General features: G+C 52.6%; 23 protein-coding genes. 17 read left to right on the forward strand and 6 right to left on the reverse strand.

What is annotated here, in order from left to right; all coding sequences use genetic code 11:
- Positions 1–45 precede the first annotated feature (45 nt).
- A complete protein-coding gene (galE, locus tag B0D95_RS19540; protein WP_078045433.1) occupies positions 46–1,074 on the forward strand; it encodes a UDP-glucose 4-epimerase GalE in 1,029 nt (342 codons plus the stop codon).
- Between the two features lie 135 nt (positions 1,075–1,209).
- Entirely contained in the window at positions 1,210–2,172 is a 963-nt protein-coding gene (locus B0D95_RS19545) for a calcium/sodium antiporter (protein WP_078045434.1), read from the forward strand.
- 67 nt (positions 2,173–2,239) lie between these two features.
- On the opposite strand, the gene B0D95_RS19550 is transcribed toward B0D95_RS19545, so the two are convergent.
- The 5 genes from B0D95_RS19550 to B0D95_RS19570 form a co-directional block, all read right to left on the reverse strand.
- Positions 2,240–3,187 (reverse strand): DegV family protein, encoded by a 948-nt coding sequence (locus B0D95_RS19550; protein ID WP_078045435.1) that lies wholly within the window; start codon positions 3,185–3,187, stop codon positions 2,240–2,242.
- A 195-nt stretch (positions 3,188–3,382) separates the two neighbouring features.
- Positions 3,383–4,783, reverse strand: a complete 1,401-nt coding sequence (locus B0D95_RS19555; protein WP_078045436.1) for an ATP-binding protein — start codon at positions 4,781–4,783, stop codon at positions 3,383–3,385.
- Positions 4,784–4,786: 3 nt separating this feature from the next.
- The gene (locus B0D95_RS19560) at positions 4,787–5,464 is read right to left on the reverse strand and encodes a response regulator transcription factor (RefSeq protein WP_078045437.1); all 678 of its coding nucleotides are present in this window, start codon (positions 5,462–5,464) and stop codon (positions 4,787–4,789) included.
- Between the two features lie 38 nt (positions 5,465–5,502).
- The gene (locus B0D95_RS19565) at positions 5,503–5,904 is read right to left on the reverse strand and encodes a PepSY domain-containing protein (RefSeq protein ID WP_078045438.1); all 402 of its coding nucleotides are present in this window, start codon (positions 5,902–5,904) and stop codon (positions 5,503–5,505) included.
- Positions 5,905–6,004: 100 nt separating this feature from the next.
- Positions 6,005–6,580, reverse strand: a complete 576-nt coding sequence (locus tag B0D95_RS19570; protein WP_078045439.1) for a glycine zipper 2TM domain-containing protein — start codon at positions 6,578–6,580, stop codon at positions 6,005–6,007.
- A 282-nt stretch (positions 6,581–6,862) separates the two neighbouring features.
- Between B0D95_RS19570 and B0D95_RS19575 the strand changes: the two genes are divergently transcribed.
- The 9 genes from B0D95_RS19575 to B0D95_RS19615 all read left to right on the forward strand — a co-directional run bounded on the left by B0D95_RS19575 (position 6,863) and on the right by B0D95_RS19615 (position 16,142).
- The gene (locus tag B0D95_RS19575) at positions 6,863–8,116 is read left to right on the forward strand and encodes a glutamate-5-semialdehyde dehydrogenase (RefSeq protein WP_210403760.1); all 1,254 of its coding nucleotides are present in this window, start codon (positions 6,863–6,865) and stop codon (positions 8,114–8,116) included.
- 3 nt (positions 8,117–8,119) lie between these two features.
- Positions 8,120–8,758 carry a nicotinate-nucleotide adenylyltransferase gene (gene nadD, locus B0D95_RS19580; protein WP_078045440.1) on the forward strand — a complete coding sequence of 213 codons (639 nt, stop codon included), beginning with the start codon at positions 8,120–8,122 and terminating at the stop codon, positions 8,756–8,758.
- 61 nt (positions 8,759–8,819) lie between these two features.
- Positions 8,820–9,152: a ribosome silencing factor gene (rsfS, locus tag B0D95_RS19585; RefSeq protein ID WP_078045441.1), complete on the forward strand. Its 333-nt coding sequence runs from the start codon at positions 8,820–8,822 to the stop codon at positions 9,150–9,152.
- 21 nt (positions 9,153–9,173) lie between these two features.
- The gene (rlmH, locus tag B0D95_RS19590; protein WP_078045442.1) at positions 9,174–9,650 is read left to right on the forward strand and encodes a 23S rRNA (pseudouridine(1915)-N(3))-methyltransferase RlmH; all 477 of its coding nucleotides are present in this window, start codon (positions 9,174–9,176) and stop codon (positions 9,648–9,650) included.
- A gap of 75 nt (positions 9,651–9,725) precedes the next feature.
- On the forward strand, positions 9,726–11,723 hold the full coding sequence (gene mrdA / locus B0D95_RS19595) for a penicillin-binding protein 2 (RefSeq protein WP_078045443.1): 1,998 nt from the start codon (positions 9,726–9,728) through the stop codon (positions 11,721–11,723).
- Positions 11,724–11,726: 3 nt separating this feature from the next.
- Entirely contained in the window at positions 11,727–12,881 is a 1,155-nt protein-coding gene (gene rodA, locus B0D95_RS19600; RefSeq protein WP_078045444.1) for a rod shape-determining protein RodA, read from the forward strand.
- 37 nt (positions 12,882–12,918) lie between these two features.
- Positions 12,919–13,956, forward strand: a complete 1,038-nt coding sequence (gene mltB, locus B0D95_RS19605; protein ID WP_078045445.1) for a lytic murein transglycosylase B — start codon at positions 12,919–12,921, stop codon at positions 13,954–13,956.
- Between the two features lie 29 nt (positions 13,957–13,985).
- On the forward strand, positions 13,986–14,858 hold the full coding sequence (locus B0D95_RS19610; protein WP_246841662.1) for a septal ring lytic transglycosylase RlpA family protein: 873 nt from the start codon (positions 13,986–13,988) through the stop codon (positions 14,856–14,858).
- A gap of 69 nt (positions 14,859–14,927) precedes the next feature.
- Positions 14,928–16,142, forward strand: a complete 1,215-nt coding sequence (locus B0D95_RS19615; RefSeq protein WP_078045447.1) for a D-alanyl-D-alanine carboxypeptidase family protein — start codon at positions 14,928–14,930, stop codon at positions 16,140–16,142.
- A gap of 26 nt (positions 16,143–16,168) precedes the next feature.
- Here the strand turns inward: B0D95_RS19615 and B0D95_RS19620 are convergent, their stop codons facing one another.
- Entirely contained in the window at positions 16,169–16,360 is a 192-nt protein-coding gene (locus tag B0D95_RS19620; protein WP_149867956.1) for a hypothetical protein, read from the reverse strand.
- 92 nt (positions 16,361–16,452) lie between these two features.
- On the opposite strand from B0D95_RS19620, the gene B0D95_RS19625 reads away from it, so the two are divergent.
- From B0D95_RS19625 to B0D95_RS19650, 6 genes are read left to right on the forward strand one after another with little or no spacing between them, the layout of a single operon-like run.
- Positions 16,453–17,124, forward strand: a complete 672-nt coding sequence (locus tag B0D95_RS19625; protein ID WP_078045449.1) for an EboA domain-containing protein — start codon at positions 16,453–16,455, stop codon at positions 17,122–17,124.
- Positions 17,125–17,178: 54 nt separating this feature from the next.
- Complete coding sequence (locus B0D95_RS19630) at positions 17,179–18,075, forward strand: TatD family hydrolase (protein WP_078045450.1); 897 nt, start codon at positions 17,179–17,181, stop codon at positions 18,073–18,075.
- Between the two features lie 15 nt (positions 18,076–18,090).
- A complete protein-coding gene (locus B0D95_RS19635; protein ID WP_246841663.1) occupies positions 18,091–19,230 on the forward strand; it encodes a 3-dehydroquinate synthase in 1,140 nt (379 codons plus the stop codon).
- Positions 19,230–20,333, forward strand: coding sequence for a metabolite traffic protein EboE (gene eboE / locus B0D95_RS19640; RefSeq protein WP_078045451.1), 1,104 nt, complete (start codon positions 19,230–19,232; stop codon positions 20,331–20,333). Before B0D95_RS19635 ends, eboE begins: the two co-directional genes overlap by 1 nt.
- A 58-nt stretch (positions 20,334–20,391) precedes the next feature.
- Positions 20,392–21,759 carry an alkaline phosphatase family protein gene (locus tag B0D95_RS19645; RefSeq protein WP_078045452.1) on the forward strand — a complete coding sequence of 456 codons (1,368 nt, stop codon included), beginning with the start codon at positions 20,392–20,394 and terminating at the stop codon, positions 21,757–21,759.
- Positions 21,760–21,794: 35 nt separating this feature from the next.
- A complete protein-coding gene (locus B0D95_RS19650) occupies positions 21,795–22,514 on the forward strand; it encodes a UbiA family prenyltransferase (RefSeq protein WP_078045453.1) in 720 nt (239 codons plus the stop codon).
- Positions 22,515–22,582: the final 68 nt, after the last annotated feature.

Raw genomic sequence — 22,582 nt, forward strand, 5'->3', positions numbered from 1 at the left:
TGATTCAATGCACGCTTGCGGCTTTTTATTTATAAGGAATCTTTCATGTCTCGCACTCCTATTCTTGTGACCGGTGGAGCCGGTTTTATTGGCAGCCACGTATGTGTGGAGCTTATCAATAATGGTTATTCGCCGGTGGTGGTGGATAACCTCTGCAACAGCAAACCTGAAGCCTTGAAGCGCGTAGCAAAAATCACCGGTGTTGAACCGGTGTTTTATGAAGTCGATATCAATGACAAAGAATCTATGCGTAAGGTGTTTGCGGCGCACAACTTTGGCGCTGTTATGCATTTTGCGGGTTTGAAGGCGGTGGGGGAGTCCAACCAGATTCCCATGAAATACTATCGCTACAATGTGGCCGGCAGCTTGTCGCTCACGGAAGTGATGGAAGAGTTTGCTGTGTGGAAATTGATTTTCAGCTCTTCCGCCACTGTGTATGGCGACCCTGTGTCGGTGCCTATTGATGAGTCCTTTGCGACCTCGGCCACCAACCCTTATGGCCGCAGTAAATTGATTGTGGAAGAGATTCTGCGCGATATTGCCAAGGCGCCAAATAGCCAGTGGAACTTCTCATTGCTGCGCTACTTCAACCCGGTCGGTGCCCATGAAAGTGGTCTGATTGGCGAAGATCCCGCCGGAATCCCCAATAATTTGTTGCCATTTGTGGCGCAAGTGGCAATTGGCAAACTCAAGGAATTGAGCGTGTTTGGCGATGATTACAACACAGTGGATGGTACCGGCGTGCGCGATTACATCCATGTGGTGGACTTGGCCAAAGGGCATGTGGCGGCGTTGCAGGGGCTGGAAAAGTCAGGCGCCGGTTGTCGTGCCTACAACCTGGGAACAGGGCGCGGTTATTCCGTACTGGAAATGGTTAAGGCATTTGAAGTGGCCAGCGGTCGCCCTGTGCCTTACAAAATAGTGCCGCGCCGCCCGGGGGATATTGCCAGTTGTTACGCCGATCCGGTCAAGGCCAAAACGGAATTGGGCTGGACTGCCGAATTCGGGTTGGAGCGCATGATGCAGGATGCCTGGCGCTGGCAGTCACAAAACCCGAACGGTTACGACAACTAATACTCGACCCAATACCAAGCCCGCGTTATGCGGGCTTTTTTGTGGGCGAGTGCTATTTGTATTTACGCTAAATTTACGAGCGATGATATTTGCAGGTATAGTTCCGCCACATTAAAAACAGAGGGGGCTTGGTTAATGATTCATTTGTTGTGGTTACTTGTCGGTTTGGTGCTGTTGACTGTTGGTGGCGAGGCTTTGGTGCGTGGTGCCTTGGCAGCAGCGCGTCGAATGAGCGTGTCGCCCTTGTTGGCGGGGTTGGTGATTGTTGGTTTTGGTACCTCTGCACCTGAATTGGTGGTGTCGTTGCAAGCAGCGCTTAGTGGTTCGCCTGCGATTGCGGTGGGCAATGTAATTGGCAGTAATATCGCCAATATTCTGCTGATCTTGGGGGTAAGTGCGGTGATTATGCCGTTAGTGACCCATATCAAGTCGCTGCGCCGCGACGGCCTTACCATGCTGTTTGCAACACTCCTGTTCATGGGGCTGGCAAGTTTTGGGGGGCTCGGGCGGCTGGAAGGTATTTTGATGCTTGGGCTTCTTGCTGCTTATTTGGTCTGGGCCTATCGTACCGAGCGTGAGGATACGTCCAGTCCGGAAGCGCAGTTGCATAAAGCAGAGGCAGACGAAATTGAGATGCTGCCCATGTCCATCCCCATGACTCTGCTGGCTACCATTGGTGGCTTGGCGATGTTGATTGTGGGCGCCAATCGCTTTTTGTTGGGTGCCGTGGGGCTGGGACAGGAGCTAGGGGTGCCAGAGGCCATTATTGGCTTGACCGTCGTGGCGGTGGGGACGTCCTTACCGGAATTGGCGGTGTCGATTGTTGCGGCTATTCGTAAACATGCGGATGTGGCGGTGGGCAATATTATCGGCAGCTGTATTTTTAATATTCTGTGCATTCTGGGTATTTCATCCACTATTACACCGCTTCCATTGGAAGGGCGCCTGTTGGAGATCGACCAGTTTGTGATGTTGGCAGTGACTGTTGTGCTGCTGTTGTTCTTGTTTTTTGGCTTGCGCTTGTCGCGCCTCAAAGGTGCGTTATTGCTGGCAGGCTATGTGGCTTACATTGCGGCTATGTTTGGTTTGCAAAGTTAATCCATTAAGCGTGATGACAGCACAAAAACACAAACCCTGGCCAGTGCCGGGGTTTGTGTTTTTGGGATTACACCAAATCCTTGTCGGTTGCGAATGACAGCGCAAACGATTTAGGACCTACATTCACTGCACCGGTCATGCTCATCATCGAGAGCATGGTTTTGAGATTGTGCTGTTTGCAAAATTCGCGGAAAGCGACCAGTACCGGTTCGTCTTTAATCTCCTCCAGTAAACCGCCGTAGCTCATGGTAATTACATCGCTGGTCAGGCCTTGCTGAATTTGTTTTTTCACATGCTCCAGCAGTTTTTCCAGTGCGCCGAGAAACCCTTTGCCGGTATCAATTTTGTCGGTATTGCCGCGATGCAATTGCACTATGGGGCGCAGATTCAGGGCGCTGGCCAGTTTGAAATTGATCCATGAAATATTGTTATCGCCTTTGCGCAGGTGACGGCGTTCGCGCATGTAGGACAAGTCATTGGGGATCAAATACCCATAGACCTGATCGCGCATATTGTCGATTTCGCGGATGGATTTATTGAGCGGTAACTTATCTACCTGGATGCGCTTCACCAATTCGTAAACCAGCAGTGCGTGGCCGGTAAACATGGACATGGAATCGTAGAGGCGAATACGAAAAGGTGCACGGCCTTCGTCGCGCTCCAATTCGCGGAACCTGGGTTCATTGACCAGTGCCGCTTCGGATACGCGTTTGAATACATCACTTTTTTTGCTATTGATGGTAACTACTTGTACCAAATCGTATTTGGGCAGCAGGCGCTTTTTGAGTATGTCGGTCATGTCATTGACGGAGAGTGGATCAGATTGCGCCAGACCGTAAACATCGCGGCTGTGATTTTTGTAAAAGTTGAGCATGGTTTGCGGGTCGCGATAATCCAGCTCTTGCCCTTTGGCGTGGTTGATGTAAATCGGCAGCACTTCAATATTGTGTTGCTGGATAAATTTGGCGGGTAAATCGCAGGTTGAGTCAACAGCGATGCAAGTCCTGGCGGTCATGGTACTTCTCTCCTCGAAGTCATTGTCTTGGGTCAATCTTATGCCTTCCTTTGCGGAGTGAGTGGTGTGCACGTCATGTGTACACAGGGTTGATGGTGCCAGTATCGGCGACAATAGTGTTGGGCAACAGTCGCGAAAAGCCGCGCGTGTTGTAAGGTTTGGATGAGTCGGTTGTGCGCTTTGGCTTACAGCCGGTTAGTCGGGCGAGGCAGGGATGGGGAGGAAAATACTAAAGCGTGCGCCGCCCAGCCCGGAGCGACTGATGCGGATATCGCCATCGTAGCTGCGAATAATTTCAGCAGCGACTGCCAGGCCAATGCCTTGTCCGGGTTGGTTGGTGTCCAGCCGCTGGCCGCGTTCCAGAATACGTTCAGTCTGGTCCTCAGGCACGCCGGGGCCGTCATCTTCTATCTCGATGCACAGTTGGTTGTCAGTCAGGGATGAGCTCATCCGCACTTCCTGATGGCCGTATTTGAAGGCGTTCTCCAGCAGGTTGCCGAGCAATTCCATCACATCCTGTTCATCGCCCGCGACTATGGAGTTGGGGGCCAAGGCTAGCGATTGTTTCATTTTTTTATGGGCATATACCTTTTGCAAGGCGGCAAATAAGCGCTGGGCAATAGGCTCGATACGGGTGCGACGGAAGCTGCCGTGCTGTTGGCTGGAGACGGCGCGCTGCAATTGGTAGGTCACCACCTGATTCATGCGAGCGACTTGCTCGCTGGCGATTTGCTGCAATTCGCCGTCGGATTCTGCACCCTGTCCAAGCCGGCTCTGCAGTACTGCAAGAGGCGTTTTCAAGCTGTGCGCGAGGTCGGCCAGACTATTGCGATAGCGCTGGCGCAAGGCCTGTTCGCGCTCCAATACCTGATTGAGGTTGTCGACGATTTTTTGCAGTTCCCTGGGGTGTTCTCCGGCGATGTTACTGGTATCGCCGCTCTGCATTTTTTTCAGCGCCACGGCGAGCTTGCCCAGTGGGCGTAGGCCCCAGCGCAGAATCATGGTCTGTGCGATGAGCAGGAAAATCCCGGCGGCGCCCAGCCAGCGCCAGAGTTCGTTGCGATAGGCTTTGAGCTCCGCTTTGAATTCGGTCGCCCCGTGGATCACCACAAAATAAAACGGTGTTGGTTTGCCGCTGGCGTCCTCCCAATTGACCGCGTAGCTCGCGACAAAATGCAGGTTTTTATCCAGTCGTTGTTCACTGAAAACCAGTTGCCCGGGGGAGTCTTTGGTGACCACGCTGTTGTAGGGCGGCGGATCGCGCAGGGCGGCAGAGTTGGAGTGCCAGACCAGTTTTTCCTGGCCGTTGAAAATGTAGCCGTACAAGCCCGAGTTGGGGTGCTCAAAATCGGCTTCACTCAGGGTGACTGGCATGCGCAGGCTGTCGAAGCGATTGTTGCGCACTTCCGGCTCGGCAACGCTGAACAACAGGTTGATGTGCCCGCGCAAGCGCGACGTTTCGGCAACGTTCAGGCTGTTTTCAAAGGCGCGATCCAGAAAAAAACCGGTCAGCCCCAGGAATAGCGGCAGCAATACTGCCGAGGCCAGCAACAGCCTGGCCGCGATAGAAGAGAAGCGTGCCTTGAGCTTGGACAAGGCTTATTGAACATCCAGATTGAACCGGTAGCCCAGGCCGCGCTGGGTACTGATCAGGTTGAGGCTGCCATCGGGGTCGAGTTTCTTGCGCAGGCGCCCGACAAACACTTCAATCACATTGCTGTCGCGGTCGTAGTCCTGGGCATAAAGGTGTTCGGTCAGCTCGCTTTTGGAGATGTTTTTACCGGCATGTAGCGCCAGATAAGTGAGGGTGTTGTACTCAAAGCTGGTCAGTTCCACTTCGGTCTCATCGCGGTGCACACGCTTGGCACTGGTATCAATGGTGATAGGGCCGTAGCGCAGCACTGAGGAGGCGTGACCACTGGCGCGGCGCAGCAGGGCGTGAATGCGGGCGCGCAGCTCTTCGGGGTGGAAGGGTTTGGTCAGGTAGTCATCGGCACCGGCTTCCAGGCCTTGTACCTTGTCCTGCCAGTTGCCGCGTGCAGTCAAAATCAAAATGGGAAAGTTGCGCGATTTGCTGCGCAGTTCGCGGATCAGTTGGGTGCCATCCAGCAGTGGCAGGCCCAGGTCGATAATGGCCAGATCATAATCGTATTCACTGCCCAGAAATAACCCTTCGCGACCGTCGGCGGCGCTGTCACACGCGTATTTTTCGTCGGCCATCAGGGCGAGAATTTGCTCGCGCAGGGGTTTTTCATCTTCCACAATCAAAATGCGCATAGGGTGATCCTGACGTTATTCTGTAAAGGCTGGATGGATTACTGGTTGAGCAACTGGCCGGTTTGGCCATCGACATTGATGACACGCATACGGCCATCATTAAGCACTTTAACACCATAAATGACGCCGGACTCACTGCGTTGGCTGTTAACGCTCATCACTTGTCCGCCCACTTTGGCGCGCACCAATGCGGCGGCTTGCGCCGGGGAGAGTTTGGGCTGCACAGGATCGGCGCTGATGCTCTTGCTGTCGATCAATGAATTGTCCGGCGCGCTGGACGGCATGCCCATATCGCCGTCCAGCAGCGAGGGGTCGGCGAACGCTACCAGACTGGCCAATAAGGTCAGGCTTAGCGCGGCGGAGAGTGCATGACGAATAGCGATACCCACTTGGCGACAGGCGACAAGTGATGTGGTGCGGGAGGTCTTTGACTGCAACATAACAAATTCCAACTGGGAGATAGCACTGCATCACTATCGCCGCTGTTTGGGCAAAGGTCAATTTGACCCTTACCCCGTGTGAGGCTGTATGGTGAGGTAACTAGTAGCGATCTCTAACGTGCACAATACGGTCACCGGGGTGGTGGCGCGTCTCTGTAGTATAGACGCGACCATCGTAACGGTAGGTGACATCATAGCCTACCAGCTCGCGCTGGTATTCTGTGCGGTAGCGGGTAGAGCAGACTTCGCGATCTTCATAGCGGGTCACGCTGCGGCTGCCGCCGGCCACATTATTGCCTATTGCCGCTCCAATCAAGCCACCGGCCGCTGTCGCGTGACCATTGCGACCGACTTCATGGCCGATAGCTGCGCCAATCAGCCCACCGACCACTGTGCCCTGGAACGAGTCGCCACCGCGACGCTCATTGTAGGCCACGGTTTCTACGTGGCAGGAATCAACGGGTACGCGGATAGCAACATCGCGGTAAATAGGCGTGCTGCGCACAACACGGGCATAGTCGTCGCGGTACACAACGCGCTCGCGGTGTTCTACGCGATAGCTGCGTTCATGTTTGTGCGGGTGTGAATGCTTGTAGTGTTTTCCATCGGCAAGGGCATTGTTAGCCAGCAACAAGCTGATGCTGGCCAGTGCGCTGAATGCTAACAATTTTTTCATGGTGTCGATTCCTGTGAAAAGGTGCCATTGATTGTGTGCACTGCCGAAGGTGTTGGTTGGCGATTGCACAGTTTCAGACTAGTCCCCATAAACTGAATCAAAACTGAAGGTTGCGCGCATTTTTCGGTAGTGATCTGGTTTCTTGCGCGCTGCCACACATTTGTCGACATTCGCGAAAAAGCTGAAATAAAGGCGCATGCAGCGCCAACTTTGGTTGGTACTCAGGTTATAATCGCGGCCATTTTTTCCAGATTACCCGCAACAGGTTGTTTCATGTCTGAATTGAACGTCAAAGAATATATGGCTGAAGTAGGCCGCAAAGCGCGTGCCGCCTCCCGTGTGATTGCCGCGGCGCCTACGGCGGTAAAAAATGCTGCGCTGCTGGCGATTGCTGCTGAGTTGGATAAATCCCGCATTACGCTGGTGGCTGAAAACCAGAAAGATCTTGCCGCCGGTAAGGCCAATGGTTTGGATGCGGCCATGTTGGATCGTCTGGCGGTGAAACCGGCGACCATCGACGGCATGATCGAAGGTCTGCGTCAGGTTGCTGCACTGGCTGATCCCTGTGGTGAAATCACAGGCATGAGCTATCGCCCCACCGGTATTCAGGTAGGCAAGATGCGCGTGCCTCTGGGCGTAGTGGGCATTATTTATGAGTCGCGCCCGAACGTTACCATTGATGCGGCGAGCTTGTGTTTGAAGTCAGGCAATGCGGCTATTTTGCGCGGCGGCAGTGAGGCGATTCATTCCAATCGCGCCATCGCCAACTGTTTGCAGACGGGCCTGAAAACTGCCGGTTTACCAGCCGATGTGGTGCAAGTGGTTGAAACAACCGATCGCGCTGCTGTGGGTGAATTAATTGCCATGCCGCAATTTGTGGATGTGATTGTGCCTCGCGGCGGCAAGAGTTTGATTGAGCGTATCAGCAACGATGCCAAGGTACCGGTCATCAAACACCTGGACGGTATTTGTCATGTGTATATCGATGATAAGGCTGACCTTGATAAAGCCTTCACCATTGCCATGAATGCCAAAACCCATCGCTATGGTGTGTGTAACGCCATGGAAACCCTGCTCGTTCACCAGGCTGTTGCGGCCGCTATTTTGCCGCGCCTTGCCACTGCTTATGGTGAAAAAGGCGTTGAGCTGCGCGGCGATGAGCAAACCCGCGCACTGATCAAGGCTAATGTGGCGACGGAAGAGGATTGGGCCACTGAATACCTGGCGCCGGTTTTATCGATCAAGGTCGTGGCAGGTCTGGATGAGGCTATTGCGCACATTAACCAATACAGTTCACAGCATACCGATGCCATAGTTACCGAAGACTATACCCGTGCGCGTCGCTTTATCACCGAAGTTGACTCTGCATCGGTAATGGTCAATGCCTCCACTCGCTTTGCCGATGGTTTTGAGTATGGTCTGGGCGCAGAGATTGGTATCTCGACCGATAAGATCCACGCGCGCGGCCCGGTTGGTCTTGAAGGTCTGACCTCGCAAAAGTGGATAGTGTTTGGCGATGGGCATATTCGCCAGTAAAACATGCGCAAATGTCTCGGTATTTTTGGTGGCACTTTTGACCCGATTCATCTCGGGCATTTGCGGTTGGCGTTGGAATTAAAGCAACAATTCTCACTGGATGAGATGCATCTCTTGCCCTGTTACCTGCCTCCGCATCGCGCTGCGCCGGGTGCCACTGCAAACCAGCGAGTGGCAATGCTGCGTCTGGCCTTGCAGGACTGCCCGCAGTTGCAACTTGATACACGCGAGCTGCAGCGTGATCGGCCGTCCTACACTGTAGACACTCTCACCGAACTGCGTGCCCAACTGGGAGAACAAGTCAGCCTGAGTTTGTGTATGGGGATGGATAGTTTTTGCACGCTGGATAGCTGGCACGAATGGTCGCAGCTGATTCGGTTGGCGCATATTGTGGTCGTGGAGCGCCCCGGTTATGAGTTGCCAGTGGTGGGGCCGGTTGCTGACTTACTAAGGCGTCATCGCGCAGGTGCAGATGCTATTCAGGCAGCAGCGGCTGGTGCCGTGATTATCGCTGCGCCGCGGCTGTTGCCGATATCGGCAACGGAGATTCGCGCCCAGATCAAGAGTGGACAGTCACCGCAATTTTTATTGCCGGATGCGGTCTTGAATTACATCCATGCGCAGCAGCTTTATTGTGAATAAAGTTGTTGTGTTTCTCATTGTTGAAAACAGTCTGATTTTTTTAAAACTTATAGGTAATTGAATGTCTGATTTAAACCAAGCGATCATTAACGCCCTTGAAAACCTCAAAGGCAAAGACATAGTGACGCTCGATGTGCATGAACTCACCGACGTAATGGACACCCTGATTATTGCCAGTGGTACCTCCAGCCGTCACACCCGCTCACTGGCGGAAAATCTGGTGGAAGAAACCAAGAAGTCCGGCTTTCGCGCGTTGGGAATAGAGGGGCTGGATGCCGGCGATTGGGTGTTGGTGGACTACGGCGATACCGTTGTACACGTGATGCAACAGGAAACCCGCGACTATTACGAGTTGGAAAAACTCTGGTCGATGAAACCCGCTAACCGTATTTAAGCCACAGCGGGTGAATCGCTGATGCGCATTCGTATTATTGCCGTGGGCACCAAAATGCCCGACTGGGTTGAGCAGGGTTACGCCGAATATGCCAAGCGCATGCCGCGCGATGTGACTGTGGAAATGGTAGAGCTGCCGCTCGCCCAGCGCGGCAAAAATACGGACATCGCTACGGCCATGGCAAAAGAAGGCGAGGCCATAGTTGCTGCGATTGAAAAAGGCGGCAAAGGCGAGCAGGTGATTGCTCTGGAGGTAAAGGGCAAGCCCTGGAGTACAGAGCAACTGGCAGAGAACCTCGCTGGCTGGAAGATGAGCGGGTTTAATTACTGCTTGTTGATTGGTGGCCCCGACGGTTTGGCGCCAGAGTGTTTGTCGCTGGCATCGATCAAATGGTCGCTGTCACCGCTCACGCTGCCGCACCCGCTGGTGCGCATTCTGGTGATTGAACAGCTGTATCGCGCCTGTAGTATTTTGCAAAACCACCCGTATCACAAATAACACGGGGTGTTTGCACCCTGACTGGCTGCAATATCCATTATTCCAACACGATTTTGATTACTCTCTGGCCCAAGAATGCAAGAAGACCAACAGTTTAAAGATCACCTGCGCGAGGCACGATTATTTCGCAATCGCATTCTGGTGATGGCCGGCTTTATGCTGCTTTTGGCTTCTACAGTAGTCTATCGCTACTACGATTTGCAGATCGTTAACTACGAAGAATACGCGACCCAGTCCGAGCGTAACCGCGTGCATGTACAGCCGGTTGCGCCTACGCGCGGGCTGATTTTTGATAGCAACGGCTTATTGCTCGCTGACAACAAGCCCAGCTTTACCCTTTATGTGATCAGTTCCAGCCAGATCGAGTTGGATGCCACCCTGGATCTGCTCAAATCCATCATCGAGATCACGCCCTCAGACCTGGAAAAATTCTACAAAGCCAAAAAGCAGCGTCGTCACTCGCTGGATCCGGTGCCTTTGCGTTACCGGCTGACGGAAGACGAGATCGCCCGTCTGGCGGTCAACCAGCATTTGTTGGATGGCGTTGAGGTTAACGCGGAATTGGTACGCAACTACCCCTATTCGGACCTGTTTGCCCACGTGATTGGCTATACCGGCCGCATCAGTGAGCGGGAAGTCACATCATTTAGCCCTGAACAGGTACAGCGTTATTCCGGTACTCACTCTATTGGTAAAAACGGCATAGAGCGCAGCTACGAAGAAGTCTTGTTAGGGCAGGTTGGCAGCCAGAACGTGGAGACCAATGCACGTGGTCGCGTTATGCGCGTGTTGGATCGTATCGACCCGAAACAGGGCAGTGATTTGCACCTGTATCTGGATGCCCGCTTGCAGGAGACCGCCACTGCGGTGATGCGCGGGCGCCGTGGTGCGGTGGTGGCGATTGATGTGAAAACGGGCGGTGTATTGGCTGCCGTCAGCTACCCCGGTTTTGATCCCAACCTGTTTGTGACCGGGATTAGTGTGCCTAACTATCGCGCACTCAATGAAGATATAGACACTCCTTTGTTTAACCGCTTCCTGCAAGCCCAGTATCCACCGGGCTCTACCGTCAAACCTGTAGTAGGGATGGCGGGGTTGTATAACGGTTATACCGATGTGAATCGCGCTATTGCCGACCGTGGTTTTTATACCTTGCCCGGCAGTTCGCGCATCTACCGCGACTGGATTCTGGCAAAAACCGGTGGCGGACATGGCATGGTTAACCTCAAGACCGCGCTGGCTGAATCCTGTAATACCTATTTCTGGGATTTGGGGGTGCGCATGGGGATTGACCACATCAGCGAATTTGGCGCCCACTTTGGCTTGGGGATGCTGACCGGTATCGATATTCCCAGCGAGCGCAAAGGTGTATGGCCATCGCGCGAGTGGAAGCGCGCTGCCAAAGGGCAGGCCTGGTATCCGGGTGATACCGTCAATATGTCAGTGGGTCAGGGGTTCGTATTGGTGACGCCCATGCAACTGGCAGTAATGACCGCCACGATTGCCAATCGCGGTACGCGCTACCGCCCGCAATTTGTGAAGCAAATTGGCGATCAACCCTTACCGCCGGTGATTGAAAGCCAATTGGAAACCAAACCGGAATATTGGAATGCGATTTTTGAGGGCATGTCCGAAGTGATGCACGGTGCCCGTGGTACCGCTCGCCGCGCCGCAGAGCGCTCGGAATATCGTATGGCGGGCAAGTCAGGAACCGCGCAAGCGGTGGGGATTGCCCAAAATGCCAAATACAATTCTGGCCTGCTCAAAGAGCGCCACCGCGATCACGCCTTGTTTGTGGCATTTGCCCCGGTGGAAAACCCGCAAATTGCGGTCGCGGTGATGCTGGAAAACGCCGAGGGTGGTTCCAGCCAAGCCGCCCCTGTGGCGCGCGCCATGATGGATGCTCACCTGCTCGGCTACTACCTGAAGCCGGATGAATTTGTACCGCCGCTGGGGTTCCACCATGCCGCGATCGTCAAGCGCGCCAATAACTACATCGCTGAGCGCAAAGCCGCACAGGAGGCGCGGGCGAGTAGCAGCGCATCCTCTGCTGCCGTTGCGCCGGGGAATTGATCGATGAGTAGACAAGATTTTTTGCGTCGTATGCCCGAAGCTGCCAGCGCGTTCAGTCGCCGGGCGCGCCTTGCCGAGCGTTTGCATATCGACTTCTTTTTGCTGGCACTGCTGATGATTCTGACCCTGGTCGGTTTGACCGTGCTCTACAGTGCCAGCGGCCATCACCTGCCCAGTGTTGAAAAGCAGGCAACCTTTTTTGGCATTGCCTACGTCACTATGTTTGTGGTGGCGCAGATACCCGTGGATTTTATGCGGCGTATGGCCCCTTTTGCCTATGTGGGCGGGGTAATTCTGCTGCTGGCGGTGACCGTCTTTGGCAATGTCGCCATGGGGGCGCAGCGCTGGCTACAAATTGGCGGCTTCCGCTTCCAACCCTCGGAAATTATGAAGCTTGCCCTGCCCATTGCTATTGCTGCCTACCTGAGCGGGCGTTTTTTGCCGCCGCGTTTCAAGCATGTGATGGCAGTATTGGGGTTGATTGGTGTGCCAACAGCCCTGATCATTGAGCAACCGGATCTGGGTACCTCTATCCTGGTGGCGACCTCGGGCATCATGGTGCTGTTTTTCAGTGGCCTTTTGTGGCGTTACATCGTTGCGGCGGTAGCGGTGTTTCTCGCCAGCCTGTGGCCCATTTGGCATTTTATGCTGCATGACTACCAGCGCCAGCGTGTGCTGACCATGCTTGACCCAACCCAGGACCCGTTGGGAACCGGGTGGAACATTATCCAGTCCAAAACAGCAATCGGCTCCGGTGGTCTCTCTGGTAAGGGGTGGATGGAAGGCACCCAGTCGCGCCTGGATTTCCTGCCAGAAGGGCATACGGATTTTATTATTGCGGTGATGTCGGAAGAATTTGGCCTGCTTGGCGTCATCCTGTTGTTGGTGATCTACGCCATGGTGATCGTTCGCGGATTGAGGATCGCGGTCAACTCGCAAAACACTTTTGGTCGCCTGTTGGCGGCGAGTATCAGCTCCACATTTTTTGTCTATGTATTCGTCAACATGGGCATGGTATCGGGCATGTTGCCGGTCGTGGGAGTGCCCTTGCCGTTAATCAGTCAGGGCGGTACTGCGATTGTCGCGCTCTTTGCCGGCTTTGGCATCCTGATGGCGATATCCACAGAGAAAAAACGAGTCATGACTCCGCAAGCCTGATTACCCGGGTGCGGAGCAAACCAGGAAACGAGGTTTTATGTTGTCTTTTATGCGTTTGGTATCCACAAAATCACTGCCGCTGTTGCTGGGGTTGGGAATGGCGATTCCCTCTTGGGCCGACTACAGCACCCACCCTCTGGCGCCGGCCTTTATCGATGAAATGGTGCAGCAGCACGGTTTTACTGCGGCAGAAGTGAAACAACTGCTGAGCAAAGCGCAGAAGCGTCAGCCTATCCTTGATGCCATTGCGCGCCCCGCCGAAAAATCCAAAACCTGGAAAGAGTACCGCCCGATTTTCATTGTGCCCATGCGTGTGACCAACGGCGTCGCCTTCTGGCATGAGCACCGTGCGGCGCTGGCGCTGGCCGAAAAAGAATACGGTGTGCCCGCCGAAATTATTGTGTCGATTATCGGCGTGGAAACCAATTACGGCCGCAACATGGGCAGTTGGTATGTGATGGATGCGCTGAGCACACTGGCGTTTGACTATCCGCCGCGCGCACCGTTTTTCCGTTCGGAATTGGTGAATTATTTAATCCTGACACGCGAGCAAAAACATGATCCCTTGGAGTTCAAAGGCTCCTATGCCGGTGCGATGGGTTATGGGCAGTTCATGCCATCCAGCTACCGTAATTACGCTGTGGATTTCAGTGGCGATGGTTTTACCGATATCTGGAACAATCCCACCGATGCTATTGGCAGTGTGGCCAATTATTTCAAAAAGCATGGCTGGCAAACGGGTAAAGCAGTCGTAGTGCCTGCCAAATTATCCCAGGCGCGCAACCAGGTACTGGCTAATGAAGCATTTAATCAGGTGCTGCAACCTGGCGTGACGATCAATGACTGGAAAAAATCCGGTGTTGTGCCGGTCACGAAAGTGGATGGCAAAATCCCGGCAATCGCCATTGAATTTGATGGCGCAAAGGGGTTGGAGTATTGGTTCGGCCTGCAAAATTTTTACACCATTACCCGCTACAACCGCAGTCCGATGTACGCCATGGCCGTGTATGACTTGAGTGTGGAAATTAAAAACGCGATGAACAAATCCAACAACTCGGCAGCGGGAGTGAACTAATGGGATTGGTGGCGCAGACAAGGCAGCAGATGGGGAAGTATCAATTGCAATCGCTCTGGATTCTTGGCTTATGTGTGCTGCTTGCCGCTTGTTCTGCGCCACAAAAATCACCGACGGGTAAAGGCAAGGCGCCCCATAACCCGAATGATGGGCGCTATGCCCACGATAAGGATTTTGGTCCCGATGCCGATGTGGATCTCTCCCATGTGCCGGATGCAGTGCCACGTTATGAAGTGCGCACTCGCGCCGGTAATAAAAACCCCTATACCGTACTGGGCAAAACCTATCACTTGATTGAGGATGAAACCTCTTACAAAGAGCGCGGTTATGCCTCCTGGTATGGCAAAAAATTTAATGGCTATCACACCTCAAATGGTGAGGTGTATGACATGTACGCCATGACTGGCGCGCACAAAACCTTGCCCATTCCCTCCTATGTGCGTGTGAAAAATCTGGATAATGGCAAGAGTGTTGTGGTGCGTATTAATGATCGCGGCCCGTTTCACCAAGGGCGAATTATCGATTTGAGCTATGCCGCCGCACAGCGTATTGGTATTCACAAAACCGGCACTGGCCGCGTTGAAGTGGAAATCGCCTTGCCGCACGACGCCGCACCTATTCCCATGCGCGCTAACAATACAAAAGCCGCACACATTGAATCTGCCTTGCCGCCCGGCACTTATTTACAAATTGGTGCGTTTTCGCAAAAAAAATCCGCACAACAATTTGCCGCGAGCATAGGCACCAAAATTACTTATCCGCTCACTATTAATTCTGCGCAGTCACCCAAAGAAATTCATCGCGTGCGTATTGGGCCATTTACCAATGCGAAATCCCTGCAGGATGCGCGCGATCAATTAGCGCGCATTAAAATTTACGAAGCGCATGTGGTTTATCAATAAACTCAGCGCTTATCACTGTTACAATTCGCGGATTCATTTTATTTTTCGTTTTACAGAGTGTTGCCCATCATGATTAAACAACTTGTTGCCAGTATATTGCTCGCCAGTTCGAGCCTGTCATTTGCACAGCAGCCCACCGCTCCTGTTCCCTCCGCAACCTTGCCTACACCCACGCCCGGACAAGTAGTGCAACAGCAGCCACAGGCCATTCCCGCCGCGCCGCAATTGGCGGCAACCGGTTATATTCTGGTAGATGCCACCACCGGTGCCATTGTTGCTGAATTCAATTCTTCCGAGCGCCTGCCACCGGCGAGCCTGACCAAAATGATGTCCAGCTATCTGGTGGTCGATGAAATCGAAAAAGGCCGTATCAGCGAAGATTCACTGGTCAATATCAGCGTTAAAGCCTGGAAAATGGGCGGTTCGCGCATGTACGTCAAAGAGGGCACCCAAGTGCCGGTTATTGATTTGCTGCGCGGCGTCATTATCCAATCCGGCAATGATGCAACCGTTGCCTTGGCCGAATATGTTTCCGGCAATGAAGATGCATTTGTGGATTTGATGAACCAAACCGCTGCCCGTATGGGCATGACCAACACCCATTTTGAAAACTCATCGGGCTGGCCTGCAGAAGGGCATTTGACTACGGCCAAAGACCTGGCTGTACTGGCGCGCGCCATTATCAATGATCACCCGACACACTATCCGCTGTATGCGGAAAAACACTTTACCTACAACAATATTCGCCAGCCCAACCGCAATACCCTGTTATTCCGCGATGACGCGGTTGATGGTTTGAAAACCGGTCACACAGACGAAGCCGGTTATTGTTTGGTCGCCTCTGCCAAACGTGACAATACGCGCTTTATCGCTGTGGTCATGGGTACCGCCAATGAGCGTGCACGTGCCGCTGAAACAGAAAAACTGCTGGCCTATGGTTTCCGTTACTTCCAAACCACGCCGTTGTATCAAGCGGGCCAGCAAGTGGGCACATCCCGCGTGTGGGCAGGTCAGGCCGATGAAGTCAGTCTCGCCATTCCCAAAGATATAGTGCTCACTTTGCCAAAAGGCCGCGAGCAATCGCTGCAAGCCAAAATGCACATCAATGAAGTCATCAAAGCGCCGATTGCTGTTGGCCAGGAGCTGGGTAACCTCACTGTGGAATTGGATGGTCAACTTCTGGTCAATACCCCGATTGTGGCTGTGCAAGCGATAGAAGAGGCGGGTTTCTTTGCTCGCTTGCTCGATAATTTGAAATTGTTCTTCCGCAATTTGTTCAGTTAAGTCCTTATTGTTGTCGCACACCTGCCTTACCCGTAAATAGGGCAGGTGTTGCGATGGTTTTCTGACGGTTTAATCGTGTTACTGCCCGCTTGGTCTCCCTCTTTTCTTTTCTTAGCGTTTCTTCGCTTTTCCCGCCCGCAGGGTAATGGTCTAATAAAGTCATATTTATATTGATTGGCTTTTTCATCAGGGATAGGGTGAGCAAGCATGGCTTGCATACGTATTCATCTTGCTCCGCTCTCCTGCCTAAAATTACCCTGAGGTTGAAGCAAGATAAAAACAATAACCTTCTCCTAAAAGCTGTAAAAACATGAGCAATCCCTGTCTGGCGCTATTGAATAGTGTGTTGGCAGTGCGTGTGAATTCGGCGGTCAATGAATTTGTACTGCGCACTCAGGATCTAATTTCCACTGGCGTTACGGATGATCGTTTTACCCAGTTGGTCTCCCTGGCGAGCAGGCATGTGCCGCGCCAGATGCTGGCTCCCTCGCGCGAGGAAGATCAACTCGCCGCTGCATTAATTCCCGGATGGAGCCTGGCGGCCTGGAGCCTGCTGGATCTGGTGCGTGTCAGTTTTGTCTTGTCGCGTCATGATTTGGCTGATGCGGATTTCCCCCCCAAATTTAACCAATGGTTTCGCTTTGCCGATGAAGGCGAGGCCTGCGCTTACTATCGCTCGCTCTGCCTATTGCCGCAGCCGGAACAGCATCTGTGGCGCGCGGCTGAGGGCTGCCGTACCAATATGCGTTCGGTTTTTGCAGCGGTTGCCTGTGGTTCACCCTACGCGTTTTTGCATTTTGATTCTCTCGTCTGGAACCAAATGCTGCTCAAGGCCTTATTTATCGGCGAGCCACTGACAGGCATTTATGGCTTCAATAAGCGCACTACGCCGGAATTAATCGCGATGGTAAATGACTATATTGATGAGCGTCGCAGTGCCGGGCGTGATATTCCAGTAGACGCCCAACTGTTATTGGCGTGATCCCCACAACAATGCCTCTGTCGGCGCGACAGACAATCACCGGGAATTTTAGTTATGAAATTTTTTGATCCGCACATTCATATGTCCAGCCGCACAACGGATGACTATCAAGCTATGGCTGCCGCGGGGATTCGCGCCGTCATTGAACCGGCGTTCTGGTTTGGCCAACCGCGTACCAATATCGGTTCGTTTATCGATTACTACGCGAGTTTAATTGGCTGGGAGCGCTTTCGCGCTTCGCAATTTGGTATCGCCCATTACTGTGCCATGGGGCTGAACTCCAAAGAGGCCAATAACGAAGGCCTCGCGCGGGAAGTGTTGGAAATTTTGCCGCAATTTATTTTAAAAGAAGGCGTAGTGGCCATTGGCGAAATTGGCTACGACGAAATGACACCCGCTGAAGAATTTGCCTATCAGGCGCAATTAAAAATGGCGGTAGATTACGACATGCTAGTGATGGTGCATTCGCCACATCGCGATAAAAAACGCGGCGTATTGCGCTCGATGGATGTCGCGCGTGAAATGGGTGTGCCCATGCACAAATTAATTATCGACCACAACAACGAAGAAACCGTGCGCGATGTATTGGACTACGGCGCCTGGGCTGCGTTTACCATTTACCCCAACACCAAAATGGGTTCGGCGCGCATGGTAGAAATTGTGCGCGAGTACGGCCCCGAGCGCATCATTGTGGACAGTTCTGCGGACTGGGGTGTAAGCGATCCCTTGTCGGTGCCCAAAACTGCACAATTGATGTTAGAGCGCGGTATTGATCCCGCCGCTGTCGAGCTGACCACCTGGAGCAACGCTATTGCCGCCTACGCCCAATCGGGTCAAATTGATGTGGATGCGTTAATGCAAACGCCGGTGATTGATCAGCGCCAGTCCTACAGTGACAACTCGGTATTGCGCGGGCAAAAACCGCGTGTTGATGAGCCAGTGCCTAATTAAATAGATGCAGTAGAAATGATGTCGCAGATTATCCAACGCTTTAGCGTCAGCTATGAATTCCCAGTGAGTTTTACCCATCACACCTTTGCGGTAGAAAACCCGGTGTTGTGCGAGGTGCTGGCGCGCGCCGGTGATCGCGAGCACAAGGTGTTTCCGGTAGTGGATGCGGATGTACTGAAAAACCACCCGCAACTCATTGACGACCTGACGGAATACGCGCGCTGCCACAGTGACAGGATTAATTTAATCCTGCCGCCGCTGGTGGTGCGCAGCGGTGAAATTTGTAAAAGTGATCCGCAAGAAGTGGAAACCTTTTATCGCCTGACACAGGATTACAAAATCGATCGCCACAGTTTTGTGTTGGTAATTGGCGGCGGTTCGGTGATTGATGCCATGGGATATGCGGCGGCTACGGCCCATCGCGGTATTCGTTTGATCCGTATGCCCACGACGGTACTGGGGCAAAACGATGCGGGTATCGGGGTAAAAAATGCGGTGAATTTTTTAGGCCGCAAAAATTATTTAGGCACTTTTGTGCCGCCGTTTGCCGTGATCAATGATTTTGCTTTTTTGCAAACCCTGCCCAAACGCGACCAGCGCGCCGGTATTGCCGAAGCAGTAAAGGTGTCGCTGATTAAAGATGCAGAATTTTTTAATTGGCTGTACGAGAATCGCCACTCGCTTGCTGCATTTGATGAGCAAGCGGTAGCCTATATGATTCGCCGCTGCGCCGAATTGCATTTGCATCATATCGCCACCAGCGGCGATCCTTTTGAATACGGCAGCGCGCGACCACTCGATTTTGGCCACTGGTCGGCACATCGCCTGGAAGAATTATCCGGCCACGATTTACGTCACGGCGAAGCCGTGGCCATTGGCATTGCGTTGGATTCGCTCTATTCGACCAACATGGGTTTGATTACGCCAGCGCTGTTGGAAAAAATCGTGGCTACTTTACGTGATTTGGGTTTTAGCCTGAGTCACAGCGCATTAACACAACTGGATATTCACAAAGCCCTGCAAGATTTTCGCGAGCATTTGGGTGGCGAGCTGTGCATCACCTTGTTGACGGGCGAAGGGCAGGCGGCGCAATTTAATCATATCGATGTGGATGTGATGCAGCGTAGCGTTAATCATTTGGTGGCTCACCACTGATGCGCCAATTAACCTACTGCAGCAATATTCATCCCGGCGAATCCTGGCGGCATGTGCTGGATAACCTTGAATCCCACGGCTTGAGTGTAAAGCGACAGGTTTCACCTAATGCGGCGTTCCCGCTTGGGCTGCGTATCGCCCAGCAGGCCAGCGTTGAACTGGACGATAAAAAAATCGCCGAGTTCCGCGCCTGGTGCGAAAAACACGATTGTTACTTGCTCACCATTAATGGTTTTCCCTACGGCACTTTTCATGATCAGCCCGTTAAAGCGGCGGTCTATGAACCTGATTGGCGTACACAAGAACGTGTGGTGTATACCAAACGCTTGGCCGATCTGGCTGTTGCCTTAACAACACGCGCGCCGCAAATATCTATTTCCACTGTCCCTATCGCTTATAAACAAGGTTTTGCGGAATCTGATTGGCCGCTAGTTCGCGATCATTTAATCGATGTGCTGGCGCATTTGCGCGCACTGCATGAGCGTAGCGGTATTTTGGTGCAGCTGGCGCTTGAGCCTGAACCCTGCTGTGTATTGGAAACCACAGAAGAGACCATCGCATTTTTTGCGCGTATGGATTTTCCGGCGGAATTAAAAACCTACATTGGGATTTGTTTTGACTGTTGTCACCAGGCAGTGGAATTTGAAGATGCCGCCGATGTGCTCGCGCGGCTGCGCGCTGCCAATATCACTATTGCGAAAGTACAAGTCTCCAGTGCCCTGCGGGCGCAAGGCGAGCAAATTGCCACGCTAATGCAATTTAACGAGCCGGTGTATTTGCATCAGGCGGTTGCCAAACATGCGCAGGGTTTGCATCGTTTTAGCGATTTGCCGGAGCTGCAAGCTGCACTTGAAAATGGCGAAGTTTATAGTGAATGCCGTGTGCATTTTCATGTGCCGATTTTTATCGATAACCTCGGGCCATGTACCACCACGCAATTTTTCCTGACCGATTTTTTACCGCAATTGGATGCGTCTATTCCATTAGAAGTGGAAACCTACAGTTTTAAAAATCTGCCCGCCCACTTACGGGATTACCCGCTGGATGTATCCATTGCGCGCGAATTGCAGTGGGTGAAAAATCTGCTCGGCCAAAATAATTAAGATTTTTATGGATACCCGCGTTCGCGAGTATGACGAAAAAATACAATAGGTAAGTTTTATGCAACGAACGCTGGTGATTAATGTGGTGGGGCTAACGCGCAATTTAATTGGCGAGCACACACCCAACTTACAAAAATTGCTGGGCAACAGTGTGGATATAAAACCCATGGTGCCCGCCGTTACCTGCGCGGTGCAAGCCACTTACCTCACCGGAAAAACACCGGCGGAGCACGGCATAGTTGCCAACGGCTGGTATTTTCGTGACCTTAATGAAGTTTGGTTGTGGCGGCAGAGCAACCGCTTAATTCAAGCACCAAAAATTTGGGATATAGCACGCGCAAAAGATTCATCGTTCACCTGCGCCAATACCTTCTGGTGGTATGCCATGGCCACCGGTGCAGACTACACCTTAACGCCGCGTCCGCTCTATTGCGCCGATGGCAGTAAGCTGCCGGATTGTTATACCTATCCACTGGAATGGCGCGAAGAATTATCGCAAGAACTTGGGCCATTTCCCTTGTTTCAATTTTGGGGGCCAGCGACTTCCATTAAATCCAGCGCCTGGATTGCCGACGCCGCGATAAGCGTGGAGCTAAAAAAATCCCCCAGTTTGCAATTGGTGTATTTGCCGCATTTGGATTACTGCTTACAAAAAGTCGGCCCCCAAGGCGATATCAGCAAAGACCTGCAAGAAGTGGATGGGTTGGTGGGTAAACTGCTCGACTTTTTTACTGCGCGCAATTGCCGGGTGATTGTGTTATCGGAATACGGTATTGGTGCGGTGGATACACCGGTTCACCCCAATCGCATTTTGCGCCAAGCGAATTTACTCGCGGTAAAAACCGATTTGGGGCGCGAGTATTTGGAAACTGCAACCAGTAAAGCCTTTGCGGTGGCCGACCATCAAATTGCCCATGTGTATATTCAAGACGCTGAATTAATTCCCACCGTAAAAGCATTGTTCGAGCAACAGCCGGGTATTGCACGGGTATTGGATGCGGAAGGAAAACGTGAGTTGGGGCTGGACCATGAACGCTCGGGCGAATTGGTTTTGTTAGCTGAGGCCAATGCCTGGTTTACCTATTACTATTGGTTGGACGATAACAAAGCGCCGGATTTTGCACCCACAGTCGAAATCCATCGCAAGCCCGGTTATGACCCCTGCGAATTATTTTTTAACCCCACGCTGCGTTTCCCCATGCTGCGTATGGCAGGCAAGGTGTTGCGCAAAAAGTTAGGTTTCCGCTATTTAATGGATGTGATTTCCATACAGCCGGAACAAGTGAAAGGATCACATGGTTTGGCATTGCCCGGTGCTGACTCTACGCCGATTTTTATGTCCACCGAAGCGCACCTGGTGCCTAGTGAACCCATAGCTGCCACCGATGTATGCGATTTACTGTTGCGCCATGTGTTCGATGAATAATTTTTAGTAATGCATTTTTTACCTTGGAATACACAATGAAAATAAAACCGCTCCTTGCGTTGTGCCGTATCAGTAATTTGCCCACGGTGTGGATGAATGTACTCACGGCGATGGTGTTAATTGATCAGGCTATTCCCAATAGTGTGCAATGGTGTTGGTTGCCCTTGTTAGCACTGGCGCTGTCGGCTTTTTATTGCGGCGGCATGGTATTGAATGACTTGTGCGATTATTCGTGGGATAAACAGCACCAGCCCTATCGCCCTTTAGTGACTGGCAGCGTCAGTGTAAAAACTGCCGTATTTATTGCCTGCGCATTATTTTTAACGGGCTTTGTGATTGTGGCGCTCGCGCCTTTCGCGCTGATGGGCGTGCTGGCCGCAAGTGCCTTGTTTGCCACCATTGTTATTTATGATGTGTTCCATAAACAAACTGCTGCCAGTATTTTGGTGATGGGCCTGGCGCGCGCGCTGGTGTTTGTGGTGGTGCTTATGGCTTTGTCCGCACAATGGTTGCAATGGGTATTAATTGCAGCCGCTTTGCAGTTTGTGTACACCTTGTCGTTAACCTTTGTTGCACGCTACGAACATATTCGCGGCAAACCTTACCGTGGGCCGGTTATTCCGCGCATGATTGCGGGCATGGCGGTTATTGATGGCGCTTTGTTGGCAATAGTTGTCTCGCCGGTATGGCTGGTGGCGGGCATTGCGTTGGCGCTGCTCACCCGTTTTGGCCAGCGCTATGTGCGCGGCGATTAAGTTTTCCTGCATACGTATTCATCTTGCTTGAAGCGGCGAAACAAAACTATTCTGCAGATGCGATAGTG

This window comes from Cellvibrio sp. PSBB023, from assembly GCF_002007605.1.
Taxonomy (GTDB): Bacteria; Pseudomonadota; Gammaproteobacteria; order Pseudomonadales; family Cellvibrionaceae; genus Cellvibrio.